Consider the following 20665-nt stretch of genomic DNA (forward strand, 5'->3'; position numbering starts at 1 on the left):
GACGGACCGGCTCCGCGTGCCGGTTCCACGGAGGATCGGGGAGGCCGCCGCCGGGCACGGCCCGACGGCGGCCCCGAGGATCAGTCGAACAGGTGGACGCGGGACTCCCAGGGGCGGAGCGGGGCGAGCACCCGTTCGGGCTCGGGATGGGTGCCCAGCAGCATCCGGCCCTCCGGTCGCACCACGTCCTCGACCTCCTCCACCGAGGCCTCCCGATCACTCCAGTTGGCCAGCACCAGAAGGCGCCGTCCCTCCCACTCACGGGTGTAGGCGAAGACCCGGGGGTCGTCCTCCATCAGCGGCGAGTAGCGCCCGTACACCACGATCGGGTCCTCGCGGCGCAGTTCGATCAGACGCCGATAGTGGTGGAAGACCGAGTCCGGGTCGGCCACCGCTGCCTCGGCGTTGATCTCGGTGTGGTTCGGATTCACCTTGATCCAGGGGGTACCGGAGGTGAAGCCCGCCTGCTCCGAGGCGTCCCACTGCATGGGGGTGCGCGCGTTGTCCCGGCTCATCCGGGAGATCCCGGCCATGGCGGTCTCGTGGTCGACCCGCCCGGTCGCCACCATGGTGCGGTAATGGTTCAGGGTCTCCAGGTCCCGGTAGTCGGCGATGTCGTCCATGTGGGCGTTGGTCATGCCGATCTCCTCCCCCTGGTAGACGTAGGGTGTGCCCTTCATCATGTGGAGCGTGGTGGCCAGGGTCTTGGCCGACTCCACCCGGTACCGGCCGTCGTCGCCGTAACGCGACACCGATCGGGGCTGGTCGTGGTTGTTCAGGTAGAGGCTGTTCCAGCCCACCTCGCCCAACCCCTTCTGCCACCGGTTCATCGAGGCCTTGAACTCCACCAGATCCAGCGGGCGGGGGTCGAACTTGCCGCCCGGACCGTGATCCAGGTCCACGTGCTCGAACTGGAACACCATGTCCAGCTCCCGGTTGGCCGGGTTCGTATGGATCCGGGCCTGTTCCACGCTCACCCCGGGCATCTCCCCCACGGTGAGCGTGTCCCGTCCGGTGAAGACCTCCCGGTGCATCTCGTGCAGGAACTCGTGCAGGCGCGGGCCGTTGATGGAGTGCTCGGTGAAGAGCCCGTGGTCGCCGACGACCGGCCCGTCCGGCAGGGCCGGGTTCTTGGAGATGAAGTTGATGACGTCCATCCGGAAACCGTCCGCGCCCCGGTCCAGCCACCACCGGGCCACATCGTGCACCGCGTGACGCACATCGGGGTTCTCCCAGTTCAGGTCGGGCTGGGAGGGGCTGAACAGGTGCAGGTGGTACTCGTCGTCGCCCTCGCTCCGGCTCCAGGCCGGCCCGGAGAAGACCGCGCCCCAGTTGTTGGGCGGTCCGTCCTCACGGCCGGGGCGCCAGAAGTAGAAGTCGCGTCTGTCGTCCTCCCCCGCCCGCGAGGCGGTGAACCACGGGTGCCGATCGCTGGTGTGGTTGACCACCAGGTCCATCACCAGACGTATGCCGCGTTCGTGCAGCCCGTCCCGCAGCCGGTCCCAGTCGTCCAGGGTCCCGAAGCGGGGGTCGATGTCGGTGTAATCGCTGATGTCGTAGCCATTGTCGTCCCACGGCGAGGGGTAGACCGGCGACAGCCACACCACGCTTACGCCCAGGCGCTCCAGGTGGTCCAACCTCTCGATGATCCCGGGCAGATCCCCGAAACCGTCGCCGTCACTGTCGCTGAAGCTGCTCGGATAGATCTGGTAGACGACTCCGGACTTCCACCATTCGGCGCTGGGTTCGGGCATGGGTTCCTTCTCTTCTCGTGGTCGGCCCCCATTCAATCGCTCCGGGCACCCGTTGGGGAAGGGAATCGCGGCGGCTCCGCGCGGTGATCGCCGAGGTCGTAAATCCCTGGAGTGGACCGGTCTGGACCGGTAGGGTGCACGGGCCCTCACGACCGACGCGGGGGCGACGGAGAGGCGCCCATGGAGCACGGCGGAGCCGAAGCCGGGAAAGAGCCGGACCGGGACGTCCCCCGGGTTCGCGAACCGCTCGAGGAGACCGGTCCGCGCGTGTGGTCGCGGAACTTCTCCCTCTTCTTCGCCGCACGGGCGGTGGCCAAGACCGGGGACGGCATGCTCCCGGTGGCGTTGGCCGCGGGCCTGCTCGCGCACGGGATGGGGGCGAGCGGGGTCGGTCTGGCGATGGCCACCTTCACCGTGTTCTTCGTGGGGTTCGTGATCTTCGGCGGGGTGTTCTCCGACCGCTGGGGCGCGCGCTGGATGATGGTCGCCGCCGACCTGGTGCGCGTGGTGACCCAGGGGACGGCGGCCGTACTGTTCCTGACCGGTCACGTCGTCCTGTGGCAGATCTGTCTGATCGGCGCGGTCAACGGGATCGCGGCCGGCGCCTTCCAGCCGGGGGTGGCCTCGGTGGTGCCGAGGGTGGTCCGGGACGTGCAGGGGGCCAACGGCGCGATCCGCACCGCCGAGGCGCTGGCGATGCTGATCGGCCCGGCGGTGGCGGGGGTCCTGGTGGCGACGGTGTCGGCGGCCGGGGTCTTCGCGGTGCACGCGGGCACCTACGCGGTGGGCGCTCTCCTGCTCGGTCTGATCCGGCTGCGCGAGCCCGCGCGACGGCGTGGAGAGGGACCCGGGTACCTCGCCGACCTGGTGGAGGGGTGGCACGAGTTCCGATCACGGACCTGGATGTGGTCGGTGATCCTGCTGTGGATGGTGCTCATGGTGACCTTGTGGGGGCCACAGATCCCGTTGACCTCCTCGGAGATCATCCTCGGGCACGGGGCACAGGTGTACGGTCTGGTGAGCGCCGCCCTGGGCGGAGGCACCGCTCTGGGCGGGGTCCTCGCCATGCGGATCCGCCCGCGCCATCCGTTGCGCGCCGGGACCATCGGGCTCTTCGGGGCCGGTGTGTACTCGGTGACGGTGGGCCTGGGACTGGGTGCCCCGTGGTTGGCCCTGGGCGCGGTGGTGAGCGGCGCCGCCATGGGTTTCTGGGGGGTGATGTGGATGACCAGCGTGCAGACGCAGGTCCCGGGGCCGGTCCTGGGACGCATCCACGCCTACGAGGTGGCCGGCTCGGTGGCGATGCTCCCGGTGGGCCAGGCCCTGGCCGGCCCCGTCGCCGCGGTGCTCGGAACGCGGACGGTGCTGTTGGCGGGCGGAGTGGCGACCCTGCTGGTGGGAACGGCGCTGTTGGCGCTGCGGCCCGCGCGCGACCTGACCGCGGTGTCCCCGCCCCCACCGAGGCCACGCGATCCCGACCCCTCCGATCGATCGTCGTCCCCGTCGGGTTGACGGACACGGCTCGGCCGGAGCGCCCCGAGAGCACACGAGAGACAGGAAGAGCCATGTGTCTGCACGGAACAGGTGAGACCGTACGTTCGCGCACCGGTGACGCCGCACCCGGTGAGACGTCACCGCCCCGGCTCGGCGCCCGGCCCCCGCACCGCGGCTTCGGTCACGTGGCCGACCTGAGCCACACCCTCGCCCCGGGCATGCCCTCCTGGGACGAGAACAAGCCCGTGCGGGAGACCCTCTCCCCTCCGCCCACCGACGGGGAGTTCGGGTTCTACGTCCAGAAGTGGACCCTGACCGAGCACAGCGGCACCCACCTGGACGCCCCGGGGCACGTGATCGGCGGCGGGCGACTGGTCCCCGACATCGACCCGGCCGAACTGGTCGTCCCCGCGGTCGTGATCGACGTTCGCGAACGCGTCGCCGAGGACCCCGACACGACGGTGGGCGTGAACGACGTGACGGCGTTCGAGCGTCTGCACGGACGGATCCCCGAGGGCTCGGCGGTGCTCATGTGCTCGGGATGGAGCGAGCGCTGGTCCGAGGGCGACGACGCGGTCCGCGGTGTGGACGAGAACGGCGTCTGGCACTTCCCCGGGTTCTCCCCCGAGGCCTGCGAGTACCTGATCCAACGTCGGGGCGTGAGGGGGTTCGGCGTCGACACCCTCAGCTCCGACCCCGGCGTCTCGACCGACTTCCCCGCGCACGAGGTGATCGGGCGCGCGGACCGCTGGGGGCTGGAGGCGCTGACCGGGCTGGACCGGTTGCCGCCGCTCGGCGCCCTGCTCACCGTGGGCGTGCTGCCCGGGCTGGACGCCTCGGGCGGACCCAGCCGGGTCCTCGCCCTCTGGTGAAGACCCCCACGCCCCGGACGGCGGGTACCGCCGTCCGGGGTCCGTTCACACGCTCCGAGGCGGCGGTACCCGCCGTTCCGGGGGCCACTCCACCAGCATGGTCGTGGCGTCGTCGGTGAAGCTCTCCCCCTGGTGGTCACGGATCGAGTGGATGAGACGGCGCAGGGTCTCGGGCGGTGGCTCCTCGGCGGCCGCGGCGCGGATCACGAAGTCCGCGAAACGCTCCAGGCCGAACATCCGCCCCTCCCGGTCGTGCGCCTCGGTGACACCGTCGGTGTAGAGCAGGACCCGGTCCCCGGGCTCCAGCCGGAGCCGGTGGACGGTACGAGGCGGGGTGTCCGGGACGATGCCGCCCAGACCCAGTGGGAGCTCGGGCGGACGGCACATCGCCCCGTCGACCAGGGAGCCACCGCGGATCAGGAGAGGTTCGGGGTGCCCACAATTGGCCCACGAGAACAGGCCGTCGGCCAGGTTCAGGGTCGCGAAGACCGCCGTGCAGAAACGCTCGGGCAACCAGGTGACCAGGGCCTGCTCCACGCTGTCGGTCAACTGCGACAGGTCGGCTCCGTTACGGCGGGCGCCCCGGGCCCCGGCCATGGCCACCGAGGCGGTCAGCCCCGAGGCCAGATCGTGCCCCATCGCGTCGAGGATGACGACGTGCAGCTCGTCGCGGGTGACCGAATGGTCGAAGGCGTCGCCGCCGAGCTCGTAGGCGGGTTCGAGGACCGCGGTGGAGACCCCGCGGGCCGTGCCGAGGGTGCGCGGCGGCAGGAAGGCCCGCAGCATCTCGGTGCGCAGCCGCACCGAACGGGCACGGGTACGGCGCACGTAGGTGTCGCTGTAGGCGCGTTTGGACGTGATGACCAGGGCCAGGAGCGCGGCGAGCGTCTGGCAGCGACGCAGGGTCGGCTCGTCCAGGGACGGGGTACGGATGTGCAGGACGCCCATGCGGTCGGCCCCGTCCTTGAGCGGCAGCCACAGACTGAGCTCCTCGGCGCCGCCCTCGACCAACCTGAGGGCGTCGTACCGGTAGGCCTCCCCCGCGACGGTGGTCGCGATGTCGAGTATGGGCCCGCCGGTGAGCGGCACCAACAGGTGCTGTTGCAGGTCGACGAGGTGGACGGTGATCTTGCCCAGACCGATCGCCCTGCCGTAGCGGTCCGCGGCCTCCAGGACCTCGATGGGTTCGCAGGCGTGCACGGACCTGACGAGCTCCTCGAAGAGGAGTTCGCTCTCGCTGAGCGGGGTAGCCCCGTCCATACCGCCACCTCCCGGACCCCAGTCTCACATTGAGACCGCAGGAAGACCGTGTTCCCCTCGGCGTGTCATTCGGAGGAGACGAGCGAGCGGCGCACCCCTTCAGCGTCCGGCCGGGACGAGACCGTCGCGGAACACCGCCACCGCGTGGCCCGCGCCCCGCCCCGAGGCCCGGGCCACCACCCGGCCGCCGCGCAGCAGCAGGGCCTCCTCCGTCTCGTCGTCGGGTGCGACCACCCCGGCGAAGGCCGCCAGGTCCTGGTCGAGCGTGATGCGCGGGGCCGGTCGGGCGGAGGCCGGGACGGAGCGGGACAGTCGGACCCGGATCTCGGCCAGGGAGAGACGGACCAGAGGGAGGAGTTCGCCCGGTTCGGAGGTCACCGGGACCAACGTGACGGGGGTGCCCTCGGGCACGGCGCTCAAGGCGTCCTCCAACGCCTCCAGCCGGTGCAGCCCCAACACCAGGAGGACGCCCTCGGCCACCTTCGCCCGCCTCCTCGTCAGAAGGTCGGGGACGGTCCACGGATCCCACGGTTCGTCGACCGACCGGGCGTCCGGGACGTGGGCCAGGTGCGGCAGCGGACGCTCGTCCTCGAAGTCGAGTTCGGCGAGGTGCTCACATGCGCGGATGACGGTGAACGGGTCGGTGAACCCCGGCGCCGCGACGGCCAGGCGTCCGGCCCCGTGCAGGGTGGTGAGCACGCTCCGCGCCAATCGGACCCGCCGGCCGCCGGGACCCAACCGTTCCAGGGCCGTGCCCAGGAGCACCGATTCCACCGCGACGAGCTGAGCGAACACCTTTCCCAACCGAGGATCCGCGGTGATCTGGGACATGAACTCGGCCCCGGCCCGCTCGTCGGTGCCCCCGATCGGCAGCCGGGTGACCCAGGCCCGGGCGTAGGCGCCGAGCGCCTCGGTCTCGGTTGTGGCCCCGGCCCGCCCGGAGGGGACCTGTTCGGCCGCCTCGGCCAGGGCCGCGAAGTACAGGGCGCGCTTGCCCGGGAAGTTGGAGTAGACGGCCCCTCGGGTCAGGTCGGCCCGTCGTGCGATGCGGTCGATGCCGGCGTCGCGGAACCCGCGCTCGGAGAACTCCTCCCGCGCGGCGGCGAGCACCTTGGCCCGGTTGAGCTCCTGTCGTCGGGCCCTGCTGAGCGGCACCATGTCCTCCTCGCCACGTTCTCGGGCCCATCCTACGCCGCCCGGCCACGGCTCCCGGATGCGCGGGACATCCGCATGACGACGCCATGTGGCCGAGGCCGGGCGCTCAGTCCCGCAGGACCCGGTAGGTGATGTGGGAGACCAGATCGGAGCCGCGGGCGGCGACCTGCTCGAGGCGTACACCGCGCACCCCCTCGAACAACCGGGTGCCCTCGCCCATGATCACGGGGGTCACGTGGACGCGGATCTCGTCGATCAGACCGGCGGCGAGGTACTGGTTCACGGTCCGCGCACCGCCCGCGATGTCGATACGCCCTCCTTCGGCCGCCTCTCGGGCCAGATCGAGCGCCTCGTGGATCCCCCCGGTGACGAACGTGAACGTGGTGTCGGAGAGCGTGAGCGGCTCCCGCTCATGGTGTCCCAGCACGAAGACCGGCGCGTGGTAGGGCGGTTCCGGCCCCCACCAGCCCCGCCAGTCGAGGTCGTACTCGCCCCGGTCGGGCCCGAACATGTTGCGCCCCATGATGTACGCCGCGGCGCCGGTCACCGCCTCCAGCTCCGCCGAGTTCGCCTCGGCCGCGTCGAACATCCAGCGCGTGATCTCGCCGCTCGGACCGTCTCCGAAGGGGGCCTCACGCCGTTGCCGGGGCCCGGCGGCGTACCCGTCGAGGGACATGGCCATATCGGTGGTGACGATGGACATCGAAGACCTCCCGTTGCGTTCCACGAACGCTTCGGAGGCTAGCGAGGGCCTGAGACGTTCTCGACGACCACACGCCGACCGTCGATCTCAGACCAGGGGGTCGGTGGCCTCGGCGACGGCGCCCTTGGCGGTGCGTCCGGCGCCGATGATCGTGGCCGAGGCGGCGCCGGTCCAGTCCCCGTATCCGAGCAGGTGCAGCCGGGGTTCGAGGACCGATCGGGTGCCCTCGACCGCCACCCGGCCGTCGGCGTCGAGCACACCGAGCGGGGCCAGGTGGCCCAGGGAGGGGCGGAAGCCGGTGCACCAGAGCACCGCGTCGAACCTCCGCTCGGTGCCGTCGGCCCAGAGGAGGCCGGTGGGCGTGAACCTCTCGAACATCGGCTCGGCCTCGAGAACGCCCCGGTCACGGGCCTCGCGCACGCTCGGCACGGCGACGACGTCGCCCAGGTCCTCGACCCCCTCGACCCTTCGCCCCTCCTCCGCCGCGCGCTGACGCCGGGTCGCGATGGAGAACAGTTCCCGGCCGTCGACGTCGTCCGGCAGAAGACGCGGCGGCCGGGAGGCGATCCAGGTGGTCTGGGCGACCAGGGAGAGTTCGGCGAGGATCTGCGCCGCGGAGTTGCCGCCGCCGACCACGGCGACGCGGAGTCCGGCGAACCGATCCGGGTTCCGGTAGTCGACGGTGTGCGCCTGTTCCCCTTCGAAGAGCTCACGGCCCGGCAGGGCGGGGACGTGGGGCGCGCTCCAACTCCCGGTCGCGCTGATCACCCGACGGGCCCGCCAGGTCCCCCGCTCCGAGACCACGGCGAGCCGCTCCCCCGAGCGCTCCACACGCCCCACCCGCACCGGGCGTCGGACCGGCAGATCGTAACGCCTCTCGTACTCGGCCAGGTAGCGGGCCACATGACGTGCGGAAGGGTATTCGTGCCCCTCCTCCGGGGGCATCCACCATCCGGGGAGCATGCTGTGCTCGGCCGGGGAGAACAGCCGCAGCGAGTCCCAGTAGTGCGTCCAGGAGCCGCCCGGGGAGGCCCCGGCGTCCAGGACGACGAAGTCGAGATCCTCACGGCGCGCGACCCGCCTCAGGAAGTAGCCGGCGGCCAGTCCGGCCTGGCCGGCGCCGATCACCACGACGTCGACCTCGTGTTCGGGGGTTGCCATCCGGGTCCTTCCTCTCGATGCCCGCGATCGCCACAGCGACGGCCGACACGGAGTTGTTCCCGAGAGAACCCGACGATCCCGTCTCACGTTCCGGCGCCCGGAGACGACTGCAGGGTGAGGAACGAAGAAGGAGGCCGTGGAGGAATGGTCCAGAAGACACGACCTGGGGTGCGGTGAGGATGAGAACTCCGTTCGAGGTGGCCGTGGAGCGGTATGGCACGACCGTGCTGCGGGTGTGCCGTGCCGTCCTGGGGCCGGGGCCGGACGCGGAGGACGCCTGGTCCGAGACCTTCCTGGCCGCGCTGCGGGCCTGGCCCGATCTGGACGAGGACACGAACGTGGAGGCCTGGCTGGTGCGCGTCGCCCACCGCAGGGCGGTCGACGTCGTCCGTGCCCGGGAGCGGCGGGCGATCCCCACCGACGAGCCACCGGAACCTCCCTCGGCCCCGGATCCCGCCGACGGCGACGAGTACGGGTTGTGGGAGGCGGTCGCCGCCCTTCCCGAGCGGCAGCGGCTCGCCGTCGCCTACCACTACCTGGGCGGCCTCCCCCACGCGGAGACGGCCGCGCTGATCGGCGGCGGCGCCGACGCCGTACGTCGCGCGGCGGCGGACGGCGTCAAGAGCCTGAGACGGACCTACCGCGCGGCGGAACGAACGAAGGGGGCATCCCGATGACCGGCATGACGAACGACGACGGGCCTCGGACGACCGGTACCGGAGCGGACACGCGGACCCTGTTCCCGGTGGCCGACGGCGATCTGGCCCGGCTGCGGGCCCGCCTGTCCGGGGCGGCCGAGGACCTCGGTCTGCTCGACGTCGCCTACCGCACCCTCGACACCCCCATCGGGCCGCTGCTGCTCGCGGCGACCGAGAGGGGCCTGGTACGGGTCGCGTTCGAGAGCGAGGGGTTCGACGCGGCCCTGGAGACCCTGGCGGAGCGGGTCGGCCCACGGGTGCTGGAGGCGCCACGCCGGTTGGACACGGTGGCGAGGGAACTGGAGGAGTACTTCGCGGGCGGACGGCACGTGTTCGACGTGCCGTTGGACTTCGCGCTGTCGTCCGGTTTCCGCCGGGAGGTGCAACGCCGGCTGCCGCACATCGACTATGGCCGCACCCGCTCCTACAAGCAGGTCGCCGAGCTCGTCGGCAACCCGAGGGCGGTCCGCGCCGTGGGCACCGCCTGCGCGACGAACCCGCTGCCCGTCGTGGTGCCCTGCCATCGGGTCCTGCGCACCGACGGGGGTCTGGGCGGCTACATCGGCGGCCTGGACGCGAAGCGGACCCTTCTGGACCTGGAGAGGGCGGCCTGACCGGAAACGACCGAGGCCCGGGCCACCGTGGTGGTGACCCGGGCCTCGTGCGTTCGGTGGGCGCGAAGGGACTCGAACCCCTGGCCTATTGCTTGTAAGGCAATTGCTCTGACCAACTGAGCTACGCGCCCGATGCGTCGCGAGTGATCATACCCCTTCGCGGCGCCCGTTGTGCCCGGTTCCCTCCCGCCCGGCCGAGTGGACGGAGCCCGGGTAGGATCCCGCCATGCGCACCGACCCCCCGTCGCGTCCCTCCCCCGCTCATGCCCGCTCGGAGGCGGCCCTATGATCCCGATGCTCTGGGCCGGAGCCGCCGGCTGTCTCCTTTTCGTGGTGGTCTTCCTCGTGGACGGGCTCACCCGTCCGGGCTACGACCCCCTCCGTCACCCGGTCAGCGCCCTGGCGCTGGGGCCGCGCGGATGGATCCAGACGGTCGACTTCCTGGTCTGTGGTCTGCTCGTGGCGGTGTCCTCGGTGGCGGTGCCCTGGGCCGTGAGCTCCGGCTCTTGGGCGGTCTGGCCGCTCTCCGCGGCGATCGGCCTGTTCGGGGTCGGGCTGCTGCTGTCCGGGGTGTTCCGGATGGATCCGATGTGGGGTTACCCGCCGGGTGCGCCCGAGGGGACCCCGGAGGAGACCGGGCGCGCGCATCGTATCCACGACAATCTGGGCGCCGTGGTCTTCTTCTCACTGCCGGCGGCGGCGCTCATCGCGGCGTTCGCCCTCCAGGATCCGGTCTGGCGTTGGGGTTCGGGGGTCACCGGGGTGGTCGTGGGCGCGGGCACCCTCGTCTTCGCGAACGCCTGGGAGGAGGAGGCGCCGAACGCGGGGCTGATCCAGCGGGTCACCCTGATCATCGGTCTGGGATGGCTCGGTCTCCTCCTCGGCGCGGGTGCCCTGGGCGCGCTCTGACCGCGCGAGGATCCGGGGCGACTTTTCGCGTTCACCGGTCTTGACGTACCCCTGACGGCACGGCAGCCTCGAACGCACAGCCGTTCTCGGGTACACGACGGCGGCCGCGCCGTCACCCGGACGCTCCCCCACGTCCCCCCGTTCCCCCGTTCCCCTCCCGAGCCCCTTCGCCCCCGTCCATGGTGTGAGCGCAGTCCCGTGGTGCCGCGGCCGGGTCCGTCCGTACCCCTCCGCCCCCGCCCGAACGGCGGGGGCGTCACATCTCGCGGAGGGGCGCCACGTCCACTCCGCGCCGAGCGGGAAGGACCCGGATGGGACTGCCTGTGACATCGACCGGGACCCGGCGTGCGCGCCGGACCGGGCTCGTCTTCGGAGCGGCCGCGGCCCTGCTGCTGCCGACCGCTGTGCCCGTGGCCGCCGAGCCCACGCTCGACCTCGACGAGACGTCGGTGGTGGAGATCCTGTTGGAGGACCGCGACGAGCTGGAGCGACTCGTCGAACTGGGCGGCGACATCGCCCAGTTGGATCCGGTGGACGGGGGCGGCTTCGTCGCCCGGACCGTCGTCGGCCCCTACGACCAGGACGTCTACGCCGACTTCACCTTCGGAGACGTGGTCCACACCGAGTCCGACGCCGAGGAGCGTCTCGCCGAACGCGAGGCGACCATCGAGCGGCTGCGGTCGGAGGGCGACTCCGACGGCGAGGTGGGGATCAGGTCCACCGGCGAGGACCTGGAGATCCTGAGGGCCGACTACTTCGAGGGGCGCGCCGGCGACTTCCTGTCGGTGGAGGTCCGTTCCGCCCTCGGCCAGGACGAGGACTTCCGGCTGACCGTGGAGCGGGACGCCGGTCCGGGCACCGAACCCGGGGACGGCGGCTCCCAGACCCTGGCCCCCTTCGTCGACGTCGGCGTGTACCTGTACCACCGCGGCCAGGCCGAGGTGGAGGAACGCCCGGAACGGATCCGGGTCACCGACCCCTCGGGGGCCACCGCCGAGGCCGAGGTCACCGATTGGCTACCGGACCCCGAGACCCCCGGGGACCCGCTGCCCTACACCGACTTCGTCAACGCGTACATGACCCCGGACGAGCTCTACGACCGGATCCACCGGATCGCCGACGAGTACCCCGACATCGCCGAGGTCGTCGAGCTCCCTCACCTGACCGACGGCTACCGGCGGCACGCCCAGGCGATCCTCGGTGTGCGGCCCGACGGGCGGGGCGCCGAGCGCGGTGTGATCGTGGAGTCTCTCGCCTACGGGCACGAGGGCGGCAACGACATCGTCGTCGACCTGATCGACCACGGTGAGCCCGACGCGGCCCTGTCGGTGGACGTGGAGGGCGACGAGATCGTCGTCCGGCCGGCCACGGACGGGACCGGCGCGATCACCACCACGGCGGCCGAGGTCGTGGCGGCGGTCAACGCCGAGGCCGGCGATCTGGTCCGTGCCTTCACCTTCCGGGGCGACGCCGGTGAGGGGGTCGTGGAGGCCGAGCGGGTCCGGGCCGACGACCGTCTCGGCGCGCCCGAGGAGGTCTCCCGCGAACCGGCCACGGTGTACGGACTGCGTATCGGCGCCACCCGGGACGGCTCCAAGACCGGGGTCCTGGGCTACTCCCAGGAACACGCCCGCGAGTGGCAGACCCCGCTGGTGACCCTGGAGACCGCCGAACGCCTGGTGCGCAACTACGGCGTCCACGAGACCACCACCGAGCTGGTGGACGAGCTGGACATCTTCCTGCTGCCCTCGGTCAACCCCGACGGCGCGAAGCACTCGTTCTACGACTCCCCGATGCAGCGCAAGAACATGGTCAACCACTGCCCGACCGACGGCCCCCGTGACCAGTGGGCCGTCCAGGGCGGCGGCCAGTGGGGTGTGGACATCAACCGCAACTACGGCACCTACACCCTGTGGGACGGCTACGCCGGGGCGTCCTTCGACTGCACCGGCGGCACCTTCGCCGGCCCCGAGGAGGAGGGGCCGCTGTCGCAGCCGGAGAGCCGGAACCTGGACTGGCTGGTCGACACCCACGACAACATCGCGTTCTCGATGAACATCCACTCCTCGGGCGACTACTTCATGTGGTCCCCGGGCGCCTACATCGCCGATGGACGCGTTTCCACGCCTCGGCCCTCGGCCATGGAGGAGACCTACTTCTGGGAGGCCTCGGAGAGCATCCTGGGCGCGATCAAGGGGCACCGGGGCACGGTGGTGACCCCGGCGCGCACCGGACCGATCATCGACGTGATGTACTCGGCGGCCGGCAACTCCGGCGACCACCTCTGGTACGAGCACGACGTCTTCGCCTGGAACTTCGAGCTGGGCCAGGCCGGCTTCCAGCCTCCGTGGGAGGAGGCCCACGCCCAGGGCATGGAGTACGCCGACGGGCTGTACGGGATGTTGGAGGTCGCGCTGGAGCACCAGAACGACCGCTATCGGCCGCGTTCGGAGGTCACGCCGCGTCCGGGCGGGTACGACGGTCCGGTGGAGATCTCCTTCGGGACCAACGAGACCGCCGAGATCTACTACACGCTCGACGGTGGCCGCCCGACCTTCGATTCGCCCCGGCTGGAGCTGACGGGCGTGCGCGGAGGGCCGGAGAGCCTGACCATCGAGGAGACCACCACCGTCCACTGGTTCGCGGTGGACGTCGCGGGCAACGTCGAGGGCGGCTACGACCCCGACGGTAACGCCAGGAACCACCGCAGGGGCACCTGGACGATCGAGTAGGGCCTCCGGGGCGACGGCCCCGCGGGGAGGGCGGAGGATCCTTCTCGTGGGGCCGTCCGCCGTGCGGGGCTCACCCCGCCAGGGCGCGGATCCGTTCCAGGTACTCGTCCACGTTCCGGGGCTCCGAGATGGGGGTCAGGGTCGACCAGCGCACGTTCCCCTCGGTGTCGATGAGGAAGGTGCCTCGACGGGCCACGCCTCGTTCGGTGTCGAAGACCCCGTAGAGCCGGGCCACCTCACCGTGCGGCCAGAAGTCCGACAGCAGGGCGAAGGGGAAGTCCTCACGATCCGACCAGGTGCGCAGGGCGAAGGTGGAGTCCACCGACACCGCCAGGATCGTGGCCCCGAGTTCGACGAACTCGGAGTGACGCTCGCGCAGTTCGGAGAGTTCTCCGGAACAGATTCCGGAGAAGGCCAACGGATAGAAGACCACCAGGGTCGGGCCCTCGTTCGACGCCGACAGGGTGGTGTCCCGGCCGTACTGATCCTGAAGCGTGAAATCGGGCGCGGTCGCGCCCGTGCTGATGACGGTCATGTCCGTTTCGTTCTGGTCGGAGCAGGCCGGATTCGGCGCCCGCCGCTCGGCGGGCGCCCCGTACGCGCCGCGCGCCCATGGGGGCGCGCGACGCCGCTCTCACCCGATGCGGGCGAGGTCCGTCACCGCTTGGGGACGACCAGTCGGGTACCCGACCAGTCCGCTCCGATGCTGACGGCACTGGTCTGCGACAGCCCCGAGGTGGTGGCCGCCTCGGCGACGTCGTTGGGGGACACGTGCAGCTCACGCCCGGCCTTCGGGGTCAGGACCAGGATGGTCCCCCCGTCGGCGATGGTGGTCACCGTGTCCATCAGCGCGTCGGTGAGGTCGTCTTCCTCATCGGACCGCCACCACAGCAGCGCGGCGTCGACATCGCCGTCATAGTCCTCGTCGACCAGCGCCTCGCCCGTGAGTTCGGCGATGGATGCGCGCAGTCCCTCGTCGACGTCGTCGTCGAAGCCGAATTCCTGCACCACCTGACCCGGCTTGAATCCGAGTCGGTCAGCCAAGCCGCGTTCGCTCTGTGCCTGGCCCGCGGTCGCGCTCACGAAAGTTCTCCTCCACAGATGGGTTTTCTCAATTTTGCCTGCACGAAGCAGTTGTCACAACGATGTCGGGCTCTTCACCGCCCGTCGCGTGGGTCCGTAACCATCGCTGATGGCCTAGTTCACACGCTAGTGCCTTTCCCCGTCAACGCGTGTACGAACTCCGTGGGCACGGGATGGGGTGTGCCTCGAAGGCGCTACCCGGACCTGAGATAGGACAGCCGGACCCTGCGGTCCGGATTGTCCACGTTCAGGTCGACGATGGCGATGGACTGCCAGGTCCCCAGTTCGAGCCGCCCGGAGATGACCGGGACCGTCGTCTGGGGCGCGACGTAGGCGGGCATGACGTGTGAGCGTCCATGCCCCTGGGATCCGTGCTTGTGGCGCCATCGGTCGTCGGCGGGCAGTAGGTCGTCGAGGGAGGCCAGGAGGTCGTCGTCCGACCCCGCCCCCAGTTCGATGATCGCCACGCCCGCCGTCGCGTGCGGGACGAAGACGTTGAGCAGTCCGTCGCCTCCGCTCTCGGCCACGAAGTCGCCGCATGCCCCGGTGATATCGGTGATGCTCTCCGATCCACCGGTGTGCAGCTCAAGGATCTGTGTCCGCATAGCGCCACCTTCGCGCAGCCGGGCCCCCGGTGCAACCATCCCGGGGGAAACCCGTGGATGACGGACGCTCCCGATGGGGGCCATACTCATCGACAACATGTGAGAAATCAGGCGAAACGAAGGGGAGAGGATGACCGCCTCGTTACGTCTGGGCCCCTTGCTCCGACACGTGGGGACCAGCACGGCGACGGTGTGGGTGGAGACGGACGCCCCTTGTGACGTAGGGATTCGCGTGTCCGGCTGCGGGGTCCGGACCTCCCGCACCCTCACGGTCCACGGCCACCACTACGCCGTCTGCGAAATCGAGGATCTTCGGCCGGGCGCGACCCTGCCCTACGAGGTCCTCCTCGATGGGATCCGGGTCTGGCCCGAGGCCGATTCCGACGACGACCTCCCGCCCGCCGTCCTGCGCACCCTGGACGAGAAGGCGCCCACCCGGCTGCTGTACGGCTCCTGCCGCACCCCCACGGAGGAGGGCTCCGCCGAGGAGGCGGAGCGCCACGGCCCCGATCTGCTCCGGGCCACCGCCCGACGGCTCGCCCGTGAGGAGGTCGAGGGCAACCTGGTACTGCTGCTCATCGGCGACCAGGTCTACGCCGACGAGCTCCGAGAGCCCATGCGCGCCTTCCTGCGGCGTGTACGCGAGCGGGACCGGGACGGCGCGCCCGAGGACGAGGTGGTGCACTACGACGAGTACGCCGAGCTGTACCACCAGGCCTGGTCCGACCCCCTGGTCCGCCGACTGCTCGCGACGGTCCCCACCCTGATGGTCTTCGACGACCACGACGTCCGCGACGACTGGAACACCTCGGCCGCCTGGCGCCGGTCCATGGACGCCCTCCCCTGGTGGCGGACGAGGGCGACCTCCGGTCTGGGCGCCTATTGGATCTACCAGCACGTGGGGAATCTCTCCCCCGCGGCCCGTGCCGAGGACCCCCTGTGGGCGGCCCTGTGCGAGCACCGTGACCGGGGCACCGACGCCGCCGACACCCTCGACTCCTTCGCTTCGAGGGCCCACGACGACCCCTCCTCCTACCGTTGGAGCCACCGGTACGACGTGGGCGGTGTGCGCGTCCTGATGCTCGACACGCGTTGCGGACGGGCTCTGGGCGAGGGGGACCCCTCCGACGGCTCACGCTCCATCCTGGGAGCCGAGGGGCACGACTGGCTGGACGAGCACCTCACCGGCGGTCCCGAACACGTGGTCGTCGCCTCCACCGTCCCCGTGCTGCTGCCGCCGGCCGTGCAGCATCTGGAGGCCTGGAACGAGGCCGTGTGCGCGGGCGCCTGGGGTCGGGCGGCCCGCGGCCCCGGGGAGCGGCTGCGGCAGGCCCTGGACCTGGAGCACTGGGGCGCCTTCCAGTACTCCCTCCACCGTCTCTCCGACACGATCTCCGAGGTCGCCCGGGGCGAGCGCGGGCCGGCGCCCGCCACCGTCCTGATCCTGAGCGGGGACGTGCACTTCTCCTACGCCGCGCGGGTCCGGCTCCGAACGGCGGGTGAGGACGGTTCCCGGGTGACCCAGTTGGTCTCCTCCGCGTTGTGCAACCGGCTCTCCCCTGTCATGCGAAGGGTGGCCGCGCTGTCGGCGGGCGCGCCGTTCCACCTGGCGGGCGCGATCATGTCCCGGGCCGCGGGGGTACGCCGTCCTTCTCTGACCTGGCGGCTGACCGATCGTCCCTACTTCGACAACACCATCGGGGAGGTGGACTTCGACGGTCGCGGGGCCCACGCCCGCTGGTACCACTGCCCCGGGGGAGAGAACGGCGCCCCGCCCCGGGTCCGGTCGGTCCTGGAGTTGTGAGACGGGCCCCGAACACGCGAACGGCGGCGCCCCGGATCGGGGCGCCGCCGCGATGACCATCGGACGGGGTCGAAGTCCGAGGCCGGTCCGCCTCAGGGCTTGTGCGAGGGCGGACGGCGGTTGGCCTGGCCGCGACGCCGGTCGCGCACCCTCAGGCTCAGGGCACCGCCCTGTTCCAGGAGCCGGCTCGCCGCGCGGTGCACCGTGGAGCCCGCCCCGAAGGTCCGGGAGGAGGTGTCCTCACCCTCTGCTCCCTTTCCCTCCTCGCCGAGGTGCTCGGGCTGCGGGATCAGCGCCGTGGGCTCGTTGTCGGCGTCGGCGTTCTCCTCCGGCAGTGCGTGCAGTCTGCGGGTGCGTCGAAGTCCGCCGTTCTCCGCCTCGGCCTCTTCGGCGGAGGGGACGACCGGCTCGGTCGGGGCGGCGCGTTCGGAGTCGACGGCCTCCTTCCAGGCCCGGTCCCGCTCGATGTCCTGTTCCTTCTCCTGGGCCAGGCGACGGGCCCGCTCGACCCGCCAGGAGCGGTAGGAGCGCGCCAGCGGCGTGGCGATCGGCCAGGTGACCTTGGCCGGGCGGGACAGGGCGTGCCAGAGGTAGGCGGTGGTGCCCCGGGATTCCATGGCCCGGCGGGCCCGGGTGATGGTGAAGAAGGTGGGCAGGGCCAGCAGCAGTTGCGGCCAGGCCAGGGCCAGCGCGACGAACAGCGGGTACATCCCGCCGCCGGAGAGCGCGGCGAGCGCTCCGACCACCATCGGCACCAGGGCCAGCGCGACCCTGAACTGGACGAACTGTCGGTACCGGTGCAACGACCTGCGGGCCGAGACCGGCGGGGCCAGCCCCTCCGGCAGCGGTGTGGGGGGAACGACCATGGCCATGACCAGGGTCCCCACGCCCACGCTTCCGGCGAGCAGTATCGTCCATCCGGGGGCGGAGAGGTCACCGCCCACCAGGAAGTAGACCAGCCCGACCACCGGGAGCGGCGCCGGGATCCAGAACAGGACCCTTCTGCGGAGCTCCCCCTCCTGAGTGGGCTGAAGAACGTAATCGATCACCGGGCGCAGTACCCGGAACCTCTTCCTCGGTCGCTCGACCACAGCGTTGGACCCCCCAAGAACGTCGTGACGAAGCGGGGAGGGGAGCGGCGCCCGAGTATCCTCGTCGTCTCCGCGGCTCCTCCTGCGACCCGCCTGTATCAAAGCTATCCCTTTTCGCGTAGTCCCCGGGCGCACACGGGCAGTCACAGACATACCCGACGCCGGTGAAACTTCCTCAAGGGCGCTGTTCTGACAGACAACGATCAGGTTACGACGGATCTTTTCGGTTGTCGCGCTTTTGGCTGATATCGGTCATTCGAGTCATTCATTGCGGGTTTCGGACAACCTCCCGAGCGCCACCGCGACGCGGAGCACGAAGGACCCCCGACCGTCCGAGGGCGGGTGCCCCGTGAGCTCGGCGATGCGGCTGAGGCGATAGCGCACCGTGTTGGGGTGGACGAAGAGCATCCGCGCGGTGGCCTCCAGCGAGGAGGCGTGCTCCAGGTACACCGAGAGCGTGTCCAACAGTGGAGAGCCGGCCCCCCGCAACGGCAGATAGACCTCCTCCACCAACTGGCGCCGGGCCTCGACGTCCCCCTCCAGAGCGCGTTCGGGCAACAGGTCGTCGGCCAGGACCGGCCTGGGCGCGTCCGGCCAGGCCACCGCGGAGCGCAACCCGTTGACGGCCGCGCTGACCGAGGTGCCCGCCGAACGCAGGTCGGCCACGGCCGGCCCGACCACCACCGCCCCGGGCCCGAAGAGCCCCGCCAGCGGCTCGGCGGCGGCCGCGGGCAGGTCCTCGGCCGGATAGCGGTCCCCCACCCCCACCACCATGACCACACGGCGTCCCTGGAGTCCGGCGAGCACGTCGTGCCCCAGGCGTCGGGCGGCGGCGCGCAGGTCGTCCAGGACCTTGTTCCCGTCCTCGTCGCCGATGTCGCCGGCCATCGCGATCACGGGCGTGTGCGACCACCCCAGGGCCGACCCCCAGGTCTGGAGACCGTCCTCACGGTCCCCGTGCAGGAGCGCGTCGACGATCAACGCCTCCAGCCGGGCGTCCCAGGCACCCCGGGCCTCGGCCGCGCGGGCGTAGACCTTCGCGGAGCTGAACGCCACCTCCCGGGTATAGCGCAGCATGGCCTCACGGAGCTGTTGCGCGCCCCCCGGGGCGGCCAGATCGTCGACCTGACCCTCCACGACCTCGATGACCACCCTGATCATGTCGACGGTCTGTTGAAGGGAGACCGACCGGGTGAGTTCGCGGGGGGCGGTGCCGAACACCTCCACGGTGATCGCGGGACGCCCCCGGCTCGGGTCGCGGAACCAGTCCACGAAGGCCGCCACACCGGACTGGGCCACCAACCCGATCCAGGACCGGTCCTGGGCCGACATCCGTCGGAACCAGGAGAGCCGTTCCTCCATACGGGCGACGGCGGCGGTGCCCAGAGTCCCCATGGAGCGTTCCAGACGGCGTACGGTCTCCGCGCGGATCTCGTCCTCGGGGGCTCCCCCGACCGGCTCGTCCGCCCCGTCCTCGGGCCCACGGGCCTCGGGCTGTTCGGATTCGGTGTTCACCGTCCTAGGTTCGCATCCCTCGAGGTCCCGCCTCCTCCCCCTCCGTACGTGTCGACCGTCACCCGCGTCGGGCGCGAGGACTCCATCGGGACCCGCGCGGGGGGCGTAACGTCGAGAAGTGACCTCTTCCACCGGTTTCGAGGGAACGAACCGGCTCATGACCATGTTTTGTGGATCCTCTACAAACGGGGTCGTGCGAACTTCGTGTCCCTCCCCATCCAACTGGTGATCTCCTACAGGGCAAGGTTGATGTCGTGCTTGTAATCGTTGCTCCCGGCCAAGGCGCCCAGGTGCCCGGCTTCCTCTCCCCGTGGCTCGAACTTCCCGGCATGACCGAGACGTTCGCCTCCTGGTCGGAGGTGACCGGTCTGGACCTGGTGCGCTACGGCACCACCGCGGACGCGGACGAGATCCGCGACACCGCCGTCGCCCAGCCCCTGTTGGTCGGCGCCGGCCTCGCCGCGGCCTCCGCCCTGCTCGGATCCCTGCCCGCCGCCCCCCACCAGGTGGACGCCACCGCCGGCCACAGTGTGGGCGAGTTCACCGCCGCGGCCCTCGCCGGTGTCCTCTCCCCCGAGGAGGCGCTGTCCCTGGTCGCCGAGCGCGGTCAAGGCATGGCCGACGCCGCCGCCCGTACCGAGACCGGTATGACCGCGATCCTGGGCGGCGACCGCGAGGAGGTCCTGGCCGCCATCGAGGCCGCCGGGCTGACCCCCGCCAACGACAACGGTTCCGGCCAGATCGTGGCGGCCGGCACCGCCGAGCGACTGGCCGCGTTCGCCCAGAACCCGCCCGCCAGGGCCCGCCTGCGCCCCCTGTCCGTCGCCGGCGCCTTCCACACCGAGCACATGGCCCCGGCCGTGGAGCGGGTGCGAAGCGCCGCCGAGGCGACGACGCCCTCCGACCCCACCGTCCGGCTGCTCTCCAACGCCGACGGCGCCGTGGTCGACAGCGGGGCCGAGTACCTGGACCGGCTGGTCTCCCAGATCTCCTCTCCGGTGCGTTGGGACGCGTGCACGCGGACGCTGTCCGACCTCGGGGTGACCGCGCTCATCGAGCTCACCCCCGCCGGCACGCTCACCGGTCTGGCCAAGCGCGCGCTGCGCGGCATCGAGCTCCTCGCGGTGAAGACGCCCGACGACCTCGAGCGCGCCGGCGCCCTCATCAAGGAGCACGCGGGCGCCCCCGCCGCGGGCACCACCCAGGAAGGCTGAC

General features: G+C 71.3%; 18 protein-coding genes and 1 tRNA gene. 8 read left to right on the top strand and 11 right to left on the bottom strand.

Annotation, left to right across the window (positions count from 1 at the left end):
- Positions 1–80: 80 nt before the first annotated feature.
- Complete coding sequence (locus D451_RS0117325) at positions 81–1754, bottom strand: glycoside hydrolase family 13 protein (protein WP_017535374.1); 1674 nt, start codon at positions 1752–1754, stop codon at positions 81–83.
- 180 nt (positions 1755–1934) lie between these two features.
- Here D451_RS0117325 and D451_RS0117330 point away from each other — a divergent pair, with 180 nt between their 5' ends.
- Together D451_RS0117330 and D451_RS0117335 are read left to right on the top strand one after the other, a co-directional pair.
- Positions 1935–3266 (top strand): MFS transporter, encoded by a 1332-nt coding sequence (locus D451_RS0117330; RefSeq protein WP_017535375.1) that lies wholly within the window; start codon positions 1935–1937, stop codon positions 3264–3266.
- A gap of 53 nt (positions 3267–3319) precedes the next feature.
- Complete coding sequence (locus D451_RS0117335; RefSeq protein WP_017535376.1) at positions 3320–4120, top strand: cyclase family protein; 801 nt, start codon at positions 3320–3322, stop codon at positions 4118–4120.
- A gap of 45 nt (positions 4121–4165) precedes the next feature.
- Here D451_RS0117335 and D451_RS0117340 read toward each other — a convergent pair whose 3' ends face one another.
- From D451_RS0117340 to D451_RS0117355, 4 genes are all read right to left on the bottom strand, one after another.
- The gene (locus tag D451_RS0117340) at positions 4166–5380 is read right to left on the bottom strand and encodes a PP2C family protein-serine/threonine phosphatase (protein WP_017535377.1); all 1215 of its coding nucleotides are present in this window, start codon (positions 5378–5380) and stop codon (positions 4166–4168) included.
- A 99-nt stretch (positions 5381–5479) separates the two neighbouring features.
- Positions 5480–6538 carry a TetR/AcrR family transcriptional regulator gene (locus D451_RS0117345; protein WP_017535378.1) on the bottom strand — a complete coding sequence of 353 codons (1059 nt, stop codon included), beginning with the start codon at positions 6536–6538 and terminating at the stop codon, positions 5480–5482.
- A gap of 103 nt (positions 6539–6641) precedes the next feature.
- A complete protein-coding gene (locus tag D451_RS0117350; protein ID WP_017535379.1) occupies positions 6642–7238 on the bottom strand; it encodes a dihydrofolate reductase family protein in 597 nt (198 codons plus the stop codon).
- 87 nt (positions 7239–7325) lie between these two features.
- The gene (locus D451_RS0117355) at positions 7326–8399 is read right to left on the bottom strand and encodes an ArsO family NAD(P)H-dependent flavin-containing monooxygenase (RefSeq protein WP_017535380.1); all 1074 of its coding nucleotides are present in this window, start codon (positions 8397–8399) and stop codon (positions 7326–7328) included.
- A 179-nt stretch (positions 8400–8578) separates the two neighbouring features.
- On the opposite strand from D451_RS0117355, the gene D451_RS0117360 reads away from it, so the two are divergent.
- Both D451_RS0117360 and D451_RS0117365 read left to right on the top strand, forming a co-directional pair.
- The gene (locus D451_RS0117360; protein WP_036568307.1) at positions 8579–9076 is read left to right on the top strand and encodes an RNA polymerase sigma factor; all 498 of its coding nucleotides are present in this window, start codon (positions 8579–8581) and stop codon (positions 9074–9076) included.
- On the top strand, positions 9073–9711 hold the full coding sequence (locus tag D451_RS0117365; RefSeq protein WP_017535382.1) for a methylated-DNA--[protein]-cysteine S-methyltransferase: 639 nt from the start codon (positions 9073–9075) through the stop codon (positions 9709–9711). The genes D451_RS0117360 and D451_RS0117365 overlap by 4 nt, the downstream gene beginning before the upstream one ends.
- Before the next feature lie 57 nt (positions 9712–9768).
- On the opposite strand, the gene D451_RS0117370 is transcribed toward D451_RS0117365, so the two are convergent.
- A tRNA-Val gene (locus D451_RS0117370) sits at positions 9769–9842 on the bottom strand.
- A gap of 154 nt (positions 9843–9996) precedes the next feature.
- On the opposite strand from D451_RS0117370, the gene D451_RS0117375 reads away from it, so the two are divergent.
- Complete coding sequence (locus D451_RS0117375; protein WP_017535383.1) at positions 9997–10620, top strand: DUF998 domain-containing protein; 624 nt, start codon at positions 9997–9999, stop codon at positions 10618–10620.
- Positions 10621–10931: 311 nt separating this feature from the next.
- Complete coding sequence (locus D451_RS0117380; RefSeq protein WP_017535384.1) at positions 10932–13352, top strand: M14 family metallopeptidase; 2421 nt, start codon at positions 10932–10934, stop codon at positions 13350–13352.
- 70 nt (positions 13353–13422) lie between these two features.
- Here D451_RS0117380 and D451_RS0117385 read toward each other — a convergent pair whose 3' ends face one another.
- The 3 genes from D451_RS0117385 to D451_RS0117395 form a co-directional block, all read right to left on the bottom strand.
- A complete protein-coding gene (locus D451_RS0117385; RefSeq protein WP_017535385.1) occupies positions 13423–13887 on the bottom strand; it encodes a peroxiredoxin in 465 nt (154 codons plus the stop codon).
- 122 nt (positions 13888–14009) lie between these two features.
- Entirely contained in the window at positions 14010–14435 is a 426-nt protein-coding gene (locus D451_RS0117390; RefSeq protein ID WP_014913212.1) for a DUF3052 domain-containing protein, read from the bottom strand.
- Positions 14436–14629: 194 nt separating this feature from the next.
- Positions 14630–15040, bottom strand: coding sequence for a secondary thiamine-phosphate synthase enzyme YjbQ (locus D451_RS0117395; protein ID WP_014913142.1), 411 nt, complete (start codon positions 15038–15040; stop codon positions 14630–14632).
- 130 nt (positions 15041–15170) lie between these two features.
- On the opposite strand from D451_RS0117395, the gene D451_RS0117400 reads away from it, so the two are divergent.
- Positions 15171–16844, top strand: coding sequence for an alkaline phosphatase D family protein (locus D451_RS0117400; RefSeq protein WP_017535386.1), 1674 nt, complete (start codon positions 15171–15173; stop codon positions 16842–16844).
- Between the two features lie 92 nt (positions 16845–16936).
- Here D451_RS0117400 and D451_RS0117405 read toward each other — a convergent pair whose 3' ends face one another.
- Both D451_RS0117405 and D451_RS0117410 read right to left on the bottom strand, forming a co-directional pair.
- Positions 16937–17893, bottom strand: coding sequence for a hypothetical protein (locus D451_RS0117405; protein WP_026125150.1), 957 nt, complete (start codon positions 17891–17893; stop codon positions 16937–16939).
- A 303-nt stretch (positions 17894–18196) separates the two neighbouring features.
- Entirely contained in the window at positions 18197–19450 is a 1254-nt protein-coding gene (locus D451_RS0117410; protein WP_017535388.1) for a PucR family transcriptional regulator, read from the bottom strand.
- A 329-nt stretch (positions 19451–19779) separates the two neighbouring features.
- Between D451_RS0117410 and D451_RS0117415 the strand changes: the two genes are divergently transcribed.
- A complete protein-coding gene (locus tag D451_RS0117415) occupies positions 19780–20664 on the top strand; it encodes an ACP S-malonyltransferase (RefSeq protein ID WP_026125151.1) in 885 nt (294 codons plus the stop codon).
- Position 20665: the final 1 nt, after the last annotated feature.

It is taken from the genome of Nocardiopsis alba DSM 43377 (genome assembly GCF_000341225.1).
GTDB classification, from domain to species: Bacteria; Actinomycetota; Actinomycetes; order Streptosporangiales; family Streptosporangiaceae; genus Nocardiopsis; species Nocardiopsis alba.

Coding starts and splice junctions, on each gene's coding strand:
- D451_RS0117325 (WP_017535374.1), bottom strand. CDS start 1,754: ATGCCCGAACCCAGCGCCGAATGGTGGAAGTCCGGAGTCGTCTACCAG.
- D451_RS0117330 (WP_017535375.1), top strand. CDS start 1,935: ATGGAGCACGGCGGAGCCGAAGCCGGGAAAGAGCCGGACCGGGACGTC.
- D451_RS0117335 (WP_017535376.1), top strand. CDS start 3,320: ATGTGTCTGCACGGAACAGGTGAGACCGTACGTTCGCGCACCGGTGAC.
- D451_RS0117340 (WP_017535377.1), bottom strand. CDS start 5,380: ATGGACGGGGCTACCCCGCTCAGCGAGAGCGAACTCCTCTTCGAGGAG.
- D451_RS0117345 (WP_017535378.1), bottom strand. CDS start 6,538: ATGGTGCCGCTCAGCAGGGCCCGACGACAGGAGCTCAACCGGGCCAAG.
- D451_RS0117350 (WP_017535379.1), bottom strand. CDS start 7,238: ATGTCCATCGTCACCACCGATATGGCCATGTCCCTCGACGGGTACGCC.
- D451_RS0117355 (WP_017535380.1), bottom strand. CDS start 8,399: ATGGCAACCCCCGAACACGAGGTCGACGTCGTGGTGATCGGCGCCGGC.
- D451_RS0117360 (WP_036568307.1), top strand. CDS start 8,579: ATGAGAACTCCGTTCGAGGTGGCCGTGGAGCGGTATGGCACGACCGTG.
- D451_RS0117365 (WP_017535382.1), top strand. CDS start 9,073: ATGACCGGCATGACGAACGACGACGGGCCTCGGACGACCGGTACCGGA.
- D451_RS0117375 (WP_017535383.1), top strand. CDS start 9,997: ATGATCCCGATGCTCTGGGCCGGAGCCGCCGGCTGTCTCCTTTTCGTG.
- D451_RS0117380 (WP_017535384.1), top strand. CDS start 10,932: ATGGGACTGCCTGTGACATCGACCGGGACCCGGCGTGCGCGCCGGACC.
- D451_RS0117385 (WP_017535385.1), bottom strand. CDS start 13,887: ATGACCGTCATCAGCACGGGCGCGACCGCGCCCGATTTCACGCTTCAG.
- D451_RS0117395 (WP_014913142.1), bottom strand. CDS start 15,040: ATGCGGACACAGATCCTTGAGCTGCACACCGGTGGATCGGAGAGCATC.
- D451_RS0117400 (WP_017535386.1), top strand. CDS start 15,171: ATGACCGCCTCGTTACGTCTGGGCCCCTTGCTCCGACACGTGGGGACC.
- D451_RS0117415 (WP_026125151.1), top strand. CDS start 19,780: ATGACCGAGACGTTCGCCTCCTGGTCGGAGGTGACCGGTCTGGACCTG.